Origin of the sequence: Colwellia sp. D2M02, assembly GCF_018860755.1 — a bacterium.
Taxonomy (GTDB): Bacteria; Pseudomonadota; Gammaproteobacteria; order Enterobacterales; family Alteromonadaceae; genus Colwellia; species Colwellia asteriadis.
Genome location: NZ_JAHKPW010000061.1, coordinates 1 through 8,362, shown reverse-complemented (window position 1 = coordinate 8,362; position 8,362 = coordinate 1). Strand labels below are relative to the sequence as shown.

Here is an 8,362-nt window from a genome sequence, read left to right as displayed (position 1 = left end):
CTTAAACCGAGTTCAGGTTCAATAATAAAGAAAGATAACAGACTTTATTATTGAGGCGTTGATTACTGTACTAGTTCGTTTTCTGAAAAGCTTTCGCTAAACAATGCGCTTGAAAGGTAACGCTCTGCAGAGCTAGGTAAAATTACAACAATGTTCTTACCTTGGTTTTCAGGTCGTTCAGCAATACGTTTTGCAGCAACCACGGCAGCGCCAGATGAAATTCCGGCTAAAATGCCTTCTTCTTTCATTAAGCGGTGTGCCATTTCAAATGATTCATCGTTAGATACTTGCTCTACCGCATCAACCATTGTTAAGTCTAGGTTCCCAGGAATAAAGCCTGCGCCAATACCTTGAATTTTATGAGGGCCTGGTTTAATTTCTTCACCCGCTAACGCTTGAGTAATTACTGGAGAATCTGTTGGTTCAACAGCAACCGTGGTAATAGCTTTGCCTTGCGTTAATTTTAAGTATCGGCTTGTGCCAGTTAACGTACCACCAGTACCAACACCGGCAACAAAAATATCAACGTTACCGTCAGTGTCACGCCAAATTTCAGGGCCTGTTGTTTCTTCATGAATTTTAGGGTTTGCTGGGTTGTCAAACTGAGCTAATAATACGTATTTTTCAGGATCTGAGTCTTTGATTTCTTGTGCTTTAGCAATTGCACCACCCATGCCCTTAGCGCCATCAGTAAGTACAACATTAGCCCCTAATGCTACAAGAAGTTTACGACGCTCTAAGCTCATTGTGTTAGGCATGGTTAACGTAATTCCATAGCCACGAGCAGCGGCAACAAATGCTAAAGCAATACCAGTGTTACCACTTGTCGGCTCAACAATTTCTTTGCCTTCACTAAGTAAGCCTTTGTTTTCAGCATCCCAAACCATGCTAGCGCCAATACGACACTTAACACTAAAACTTGGGTTTCTTGCTTCTACTTTTGCATAAACATTAGTACCGTTTTCAGTTTTAATAACACGGTTAAGTTTAACTAGCGGTGTATTACCAATGCTGGTTGAATTATCTTCGAATATTGTAGACATAATTGAATCCTGTGGAATATTTTCATTATCTCGTTAAGGTTAGCGAGTTATAACAAAAACAGAAGTGATTTTTTGTTATAACTTATATAGCAAAAAGGAATATATAACTCTTTTTCTAGAATGGAAAGTAAAGCTTGCCATTTTAATGTTCAGTTTATATTTCTATTTTATTATTTGTTTATACGGCTCGCTTTAAATAATACTGTTTGGTGTTCATCAGTTAAATAAAGTATGCCATCTGTAATACGGTATTGGTTAATATCGGTGAGTTGGGCAGTAAATCGCTGCTCTTGCTCCATTAATGCCTCAGGGCACATTTTTCTTGTCATTGCCATTGGGCTGAAAGTTAAGCTCTTATTATCGGTATTAAGCGTATAAGTGCCTGAAATGTTATTACAGCTAGCTGAGCCGGCAATTTTATTATCAGGCAAAAATATGAATTGAGCTGGACTGTTATCAATAACAGGTCGTTCGCTAATGTATTCTATGGTCCAACTGCCGATAAGTTCTTGAGCACTATTTTCTTGAGTACCATTGCTTGTTACGGAGGCTGATGTTTGCGAGGGTTGAACCTGCTCCGTAGCTTGGGTTGTTTTGTTCGTTGCGTTATCACTACAGCTAGCCAAACTGGCACAAGTAAATAAGGTTAATAATAGTGAGTATTGGTTGTTTTTTTTCATAGTAAACTCTGCTTGCTAAAAGTGAACGGATTATAGTGAATAACTTACAAGGCAAGGTAAATTAAAGCAATAGATATATTAAAGCCCTTATTAAAAGGGCTTTATGGTATTAGTAATGACGTTAATTACAGTATTTTTATGGTTATTTATGGCATCCAAGAATAGCTGATTTTACTAAAGAAAGTACGTTCAGCGCGAGATAAGTCATCCAAGTAATCATCTTGATAACTGTTGTCTGAGTAACCTAAGAAAAAGACTGTTTGTGGGTTGAGCTTATACGCGTATATAAGTTGCGATGATAAGTCTTTATTTTTAGCTGATACTGTAGTGTAAGGGTTGTTATTAACGTTACGGTCAATATCTGAATAAACTAAGGTTAATTTTAAGTAGCTTTGTACATCAAACTGATAAGACAATAGTAAGTTAGTTAAATGCGCGGTATACACATTATCGCCACTGGTTGGGTTATTAATATTCTCAGCATTAAGTTCACTGTAAGTATGGGTTATATCAAACTCTAAATGATTGGTTATATTCCAAGTAAGGTTGGCTGATACGTTATTAATAGTGCCTAAACGGTTATTTCTATAATCAATTTTATCACCAAAAGTCATATCTATATTCATGTATAAACGTGGATTTAGCTGAGCTTTTGAGTAAATGTTCACTTGGTTTTCAGTAAAGCGGGTGGTGTTTCCTTCGATTGCTAAACTTGAGTCATCATGACGTAAACCAATTTTTTCAGCATGTGTTAACGTAACTTCTAGTGCTGATTGTCTTGGGCCATCAATATAAAAAGAGCCATCCATAGAGCGTTCAATAAATTCATTATTGACGTTAGTGATCATATTCCATTGACCAGATAATTCAGCTTGTTGCCATAAACTATTAGGCTCACCATAAAATAAGCGTGTAATACTTGCAGCATTTTCTTTTTTATCTATTTTAGGTAAATAACCTAAATCGGCGCGAAAGTTTTTGCCAATATTTTGATGGCTTAAGTCAACTTGCCAATATTCAGAATCGTGCATATAGTCAACTTTAATTGCTTGATCGCTAAACTCCCCTTGAATATTACTGCGACTAACTTGTTCGCTATAAGCACAGTTGCCAAAAGAGCAATCGTTTGGGCTGGTATTATCATCAATACATTCATCACCTAAGCAAAAGCTTTTAAATAAATCATCGGGGTATTGCGTTTGCGAGGTTAATACTTGCGCCCTAATAATATTAGAGTCGGTAATACGATAACGACCATCAAAGCCTGCGACATAGTTGTGGTAGTCGCTTGACTGGCGTAGTGTTGAAATAGCGCCAAGTGATAAATCATCATTATGATCATAACGATAACGTAGAGCTGCTGAGTGGCTTTCTTCATTTAAGCTTGCGACATCTGAGCTTAAGTTACCGGGCATGAAAAAATTGGTTTCGGTATCGTTGGTCATAAAAGCACCGTAACTGTGTTTCTGGCTTCTACCTGTTAATTTTGCGCCGTAATCAGGGGCAACAATATTACGGGTATAAACTAAGTCGTAGTTACTATCAAAATAATCACTGTTATCTAAAAAGAAAGCGCGCTTTTCATCATAAAAAAGTGAGAAGGTGGTATTTATACTTAGCTGACCTGCATCGGCTTCTACCGTTGAAAAGTCAGGGTTTATGGTGGCATTAAGTGAGGTATTGGCGTCAATTCCCCAGCGTAAGTCAATTCCTGCTTCGAGTTCGTTGTCGTCTTGCCAAGCACTTTGTGGATTATAAACATCTTTAGATTGTGCTTTGCTGGCGGTTATCGCCGGTGTTACGCGTACATTATTACCTGTTTGTGCTTTTTCAAAACCAACAGCTTCGGGGTACTGACATAACCAACAAGGGTTATCTCGATCAAGTGGCACATGCGATATTCTTAAGCGCGTTTCGCGAGGGTAGCTACGCAGGAGCTCAATAGCCCATTTTTTTATTTCGCCATTTTCTTCAAAATTAAGAATATTATAAGGAATGGCGATTTCAACTTGGTAGCCTTGTGGGGTGATTTTTCCGTAGGAGTGCCATATACCGTCCCATAAATCATTAGCTTCGCCGGTGATTTCGTTAAAAATAGCATCATTTTGTACGCCAAATGGGTTAACAAAAAACTCGTAATTAAGGCGGCGGTTGTTGTGAGTATCTAATTTTATCCCAACAATATCATCGCTCCATTTGGTGTCTCTATCACCAAGAAAGCCTTGTATTTTTTCAGGCTCAGGATCATCTGCAATAAAAGCGATATATAAAAAATCACCATTTTCTATAATTTTAGCCTCTGTTTTTATCGGACTCGGTAAGTTATCCCAAGGGCTATTTACAATATCAAGTGGTACTACTAATGCATCAGCCCATATAGCATCATCTAATTCGCCATCAATCGTTATTGTTTTGGCGCTATTAGGGATGTTGAGTGAAGAAAGTGCAAGAGTGTTTGGTTTTTGTGAGGAATTAATACTGACAGGCGTTTCGGCTTTGTCTTGTGCTAAGGCATTGTTGCTTAGTGTATTAAAGGCTAGAGAAAGGGGTAAAAAAAAGGTAGCAAAAGATAAAAAGCTATTACTGCTTAGCTTTGACATAGTTATTCCGTTAATTGTAGTTTCTTATTATACTTGCTATTAGCAAGTTGTTTTATAAGATAAATTGTTACAAATATTTATGGTTAACACAATGTTTACTTTTAGACGTGGCGAGTTATGAACGTAAACTAAGGTGAGTGAGTAAAATAGTAGCTTGAGATGAATTTATTATTCCAAGCTCAGGTTAACTAACAAACAAGCTTAGTAAAACGTCATATTTATCGTATAATCTGTCGCTTAATTTATAGCAGTAAGGGGTTTGTGTGCCATTTTCATTTCTTGATATTTTATCATTGGTTGTTTTTATACTTTCATGGTTTGGCTATACATGGTTTGCTCGTAAAAAAGCGAAAACAACTGACTGTATAGCCCGCTCTCTACATCAACACCGAATTCACTGGATGCATGAGTTACTAACGCGTGAAACCCGCGTCAGCGAAGCGGCATTATTAGCTAATTTAGAGCGTAATATTGCGTTTTTTGCCTCAAGTACTTTATTAATACTTGCTGGTATATTTACCTTGTTCGCTAAAGTAGATACGTTAGAACATGTTATAAATTCATTACCTTATGCTGATCAAGTCAGTCATTTAGCCATTCAATTAAAGCTGGGGTTATTATCCTTTATTTTTGTTTTATCTTTCTTTCAGTTTACTTGGTCAATGCGTCAATATGGCTTTTTGAATGTGATGGTTGGTGCTGCGCCAATTGATACCTCAGGCAAAAATGAGAATTTATTAGGTTATGCTAAACAAATGGCCATTGTGCAAGACCAAGCAGCACACTCTTATAATTATGGTTTGCGCTCTTATTATTTTGCTCTAGCCGCCATGTGTTGGTTTTTTCATCCTGTTTTATTAGTGTTAATGAGTTTATGGGTGGTTTATACCTTGTATACGCGAGAGTTTAATTCAAAAGCTGTTCGTGCTATTACTACGGGACAACAATTACTTAATGAAGTGCGTTTAGCTAAACAAAATAAGGCGACTCGTGACTAACGCCTATAAGCATTATTCTATTGAAGATTTTGACCACTTTGATTGCTTAAAATTATCGAAGCTATTCTATTTAGTACTACTTTTTGTGTTACGTGGCTATATTATTTGGCTTATCTCGGTAACCAATATGCGTGATCGAGTAGGGCTGATGGAATGGATATACCCGCAAACCGATTTGTTTATATTGAGTTTAGTATCGGGGGCATTAGGTTTATTTGTGGTACTTATTATCAGTTTACGTCGTCCCGATGCCGCACCTTGGGTGCAAAAGTGTTGGCCTTATTGTCGAGCTTTTCTATTGATTGCTTTGTTATTCGACCTATTCGTGAATGTCGCCGCTGTGTTATATTTACAACTACTGCCAATAGCCTGGCTTATAGGACAAGCTATTATTGTTATAGCATTAATTGCATTATGCTTTGCCAGTGAACGCATGAAAATTAATTTAGTGGAGTTTCCGCAAAAATTACCTGAAAAATAATCTATTCTTTACGTCATTATTACTAAGTTTAAAGGTTTCCTTGATGAGCACTCATAACCCTGCCGATCCGCATAAGAAAGATCAACGTCTGATAATACTTGATACTGAAACAACGGGTATTAACCCAAGAGAAGGTCACCGTATTGTTGAAATAGGTTGTGTTGAAATGATCAACCGACAATTAACCGGACGTAGTTATCATGTTTATATCAAACCACTTGATCAACGTGGCCAAGTATTTGAAATGGAACAAGAGGTTATTAACGTTCATGGTTTAACCAATGAATTTTTAAATGATAAACCAATATTTTCCCAAGTCGTTCATGAGTTTATTGATTTTATTCGCGGTGCCGAGCTGGTTATTCATAATGCAAAGTTTGATGTTGGTTTTATGGATCATGAATTTGCTTTATTTAATGCAATGAGCAATGGCAATAATCAAGTACCAATGACCCAAGATATTTGTACGATAACCGATACCTTAAAAGTCTCGAAAGATGAGTTTGGCTCACCGAAAACCTTAGATTACCTAGCACGATTTTATAAAGTCGATAAGCTTATTGACCGTACTTATCACGGTGCATTGATTGATGCGCAGTTGCTTGCCTTTGTTTACATTGAAATGACACGTAAACAATCAACCTTGAACTTATCAGCCGGGGATACTGAAAGCTCAGATGATAATGTGATTAGGCGGTTACCAGAGCAACGTAATAAATTAAAGATTGTCTTAGCTTCTGCCGATGAACTGATAGCTCATAGCGATCGCTTAGCGGTAATTGAAAGTAAAGGAGGAGAACCCGTTTGGAAATAAACTTAATTGCGTGTCCAATTAAAAAAACTCAACATGGCAACTTTCTATGGCATGTTCCTCATTCTATTCTAGTTACATGTTTATTAATGCTGGTCATTTATTCTGGTGCTTTATATGCCGATAATAATGCGCGCTTTACTAATACTGATACAAAAAGCACTAGCCCCTTAAATAAGGGGACGGTCGAATACCATAAAAGTGACAATATCACTAACCAAATTCCTTATTTTGATAACCGCTTTCGTATAGATAGCGAACTCGATGAAATAACCATGATATTTTATCGAAAAAGTGGCAGTAGACCGGTTATTTTAGTTCGTCCAGACGGTAGTAAAATTAGAGTGAATGGCTTTGATGTAGAAAAAGTGCAGTGGTACGACGACCGCACCTTCGACATGATAAAAATAAAAAAACCTATGGTTGGTCCGTGGCAAGCTATTGGTGATATTTTACCTGAAAGTCAAATACTGGTGGTTTCAGATGTAAAGATTGCCGTTGAACCGCTACCCGATATCATTTTTTCAGGAGAAACTTTAAAAGTAACAGGTCGGCTCTTTAATGGCGAACAAGCTATTGCTAGCCCACATTTTAAAGAAGTGGTGAAATTAGATGTGAATTTTTATAGCACTAATAATTCGGCGTATGAAAATTTTGGTGCGGATGCGATAAAAATTACCTCATTTAGAGATGATGGACGCGGTTTAGATGAGTATGTCAACGACAACGTATTTACAGGGGAGTTTGTGATGAAGTTCTCTCCGGGTGAATGGCAGCCTGTCTATTTAGTAAAATTGCCTATGGCAACACGTGAGTTAAGGCAAGAAAATATTCTTCTGCATAAAACCCCGATAACAATCGAGGTTGATGTATCTAATACACCAGATGAATCTCATATAATGAATTTGGTAATTGATCCAACGCTTGTTGATGAAAATAGCTTAGTGTTTCAAGGTAAAATTACCTTTCCTGATCGTCAGATAGAGCCTTTTTCTATTCTAGAAGGCAAGGGGAGTAAGCGAACTGAAGATATTACTTATACAGAGCCAGGTATATATCGTATAAATGTTAGTGCTTTTGGTCAAACACGCACGGGAAGAGAGTTTCGTTTAGTGGTGCCTGAAGTTACCTTTAATGTAGAAGCGACTGATTTAGTGCCTAATGTACTGGGACTCGATAATGAGGGCAGTACTTCTGAAGAAGAAAAGGCTCAAGCTTTAGCAGAAGCACTTGAACAAGAACGAATTGCTGCATTAGCTGCACAACAACAAGCACAAAAAGAGAAAAAAGCACAAACGTTAATTATTCTTGTTGCGGGAAACACCTTAATTATTGTTTTAGCGTTAGCTGCATTTCTATTTATGCGTAAGAAGAAAGCCAAAAGCTAAATAAAGCGATAGTAGCGATATTAATATTTTGGTACTGATATCGCCAAATTGTACAGTAAAGTTAAAATTCGCTGGATTTTTTAGCATATTGCTTATCAAACCAACATACAGATAAAAATTTTAAAAAAGTGGTTGACGGCATGGCATCATATCCGTATTATCTCGCCGCATCCAACGACATGTCGTTGGAAACAAAGTAAATGTCGCGGAGTGGTAGTTCAGTTGGTTAGAATACCGGCCTGTCACGCCGGGGGTCGCGGGTTCGAGTCCCGTCCACTCCGCCAATTTACTCTTCATCATGATTGATGCGAAAGGAATTTCGTTAACTATTTAAAGCAAAAGATCGCGGAGTGGTAGTTCA

The 8,362-nt window shown here is 37.4% G+C and carries 7 protein-coding genes and 1 tRNA gene; 5 read left to right on the top strand and 3 right to left on the bottom strand.

What is annotated here, in order from left to right:
* Nucleotides 1–62: 62 nt before the first annotated feature.
* The 3 genes from cysK to KO495_RS11065 form a co-directional block, all read right to left on the bottom strand.
* Nucleotides 63–1,043 (bottom strand): cysteine synthase A, encoded by a 981-nt coding sequence (cysK, locus tag KO495_RS11075; protein ID WP_215980477.1) that lies wholly within the window; start codon nt 1,041–1,043, stop codon nt 63–65.
* A 170-nt stretch (nt 1,044–1,213) separates the two neighbouring features.
* A complete protein-coding gene (locus KO495_RS11070; protein WP_215980476.1) occupies nt 1,214–1,723 on the bottom strand; it encodes an META domain-containing protein in 510 nt (169 codons plus the stop codon).
* Between the two features lie 146 nt (nt 1,724–1,869).
* A complete protein-coding gene (locus KO495_RS11065) occupies nt 1,870–4,323 on the bottom strand; it encodes a carbohydrate binding family 9 domain-containing protein (protein ID WP_215980475.1) in 2,454 nt (817 codons plus the stop codon).
* A gap of 263 nt (nt 4,324–4,586) precedes the next feature.
* On the opposite strand from KO495_RS11065, the gene KO495_RS11060 reads away from it, so the two are divergent.
* The 5 genes from KO495_RS11060 (at nt 4,587) to KO495_RS11040 (ending at nt 8,285) form a co-directional block, all read left to right on the top strand.
* Nucleotides 4,587–5,321: a DUF599 domain-containing protein gene (locus KO495_RS11060; RefSeq protein ID WP_215980474.1), complete on the top strand. Its 735-nt coding sequence runs from the start codon at nt 4,587–4,589 to the stop codon at nt 5,319–5,321.
* The gene (locus KO495_RS11055; protein WP_215980473.1) at nt 5,314–5,802 is read left to right on the top strand and encodes a DUF2919 family protein; all 489 of its coding nucleotides are present in this window, start codon (nt 5,314–5,316) and stop codon (nt 5,800–5,802) included. The genes KO495_RS11060 and KO495_RS11055 overlap by 8 nt, the downstream gene beginning before the upstream one ends.
* Before the next feature lie 43 nt (nt 5,803–5,845).
* Nucleotides 5,846–6,616 carry a DNA polymerase III subunit epsilon gene (gene dnaQ / locus KO495_RS11050; RefSeq protein WP_215980472.1) on the top strand — a complete coding sequence of 257 codons (771 nt, stop codon included), beginning with the start codon at nt 5,846–5,848 and terminating at the stop codon, nt 6,614–6,616.
* Entirely contained in the window at nt 6,607–8,001 is a 1,395-nt protein-coding gene (locus KO495_RS11045) for a TIGR03503 family protein (RefSeq protein ID WP_252738919.1), read from the top strand. Before dnaQ ends, KO495_RS11045 begins: the two co-directional genes overlap by 10 nt.
* A 207-nt stretch (nt 8,002–8,208) precedes the next feature.
* Nucleotides 8,209–8,285 (top strand) — tRNA-Asp (locus tag KO495_RS11040).
* Nucleotides 8,286–8,362: the final 77 nt, after the last annotated feature.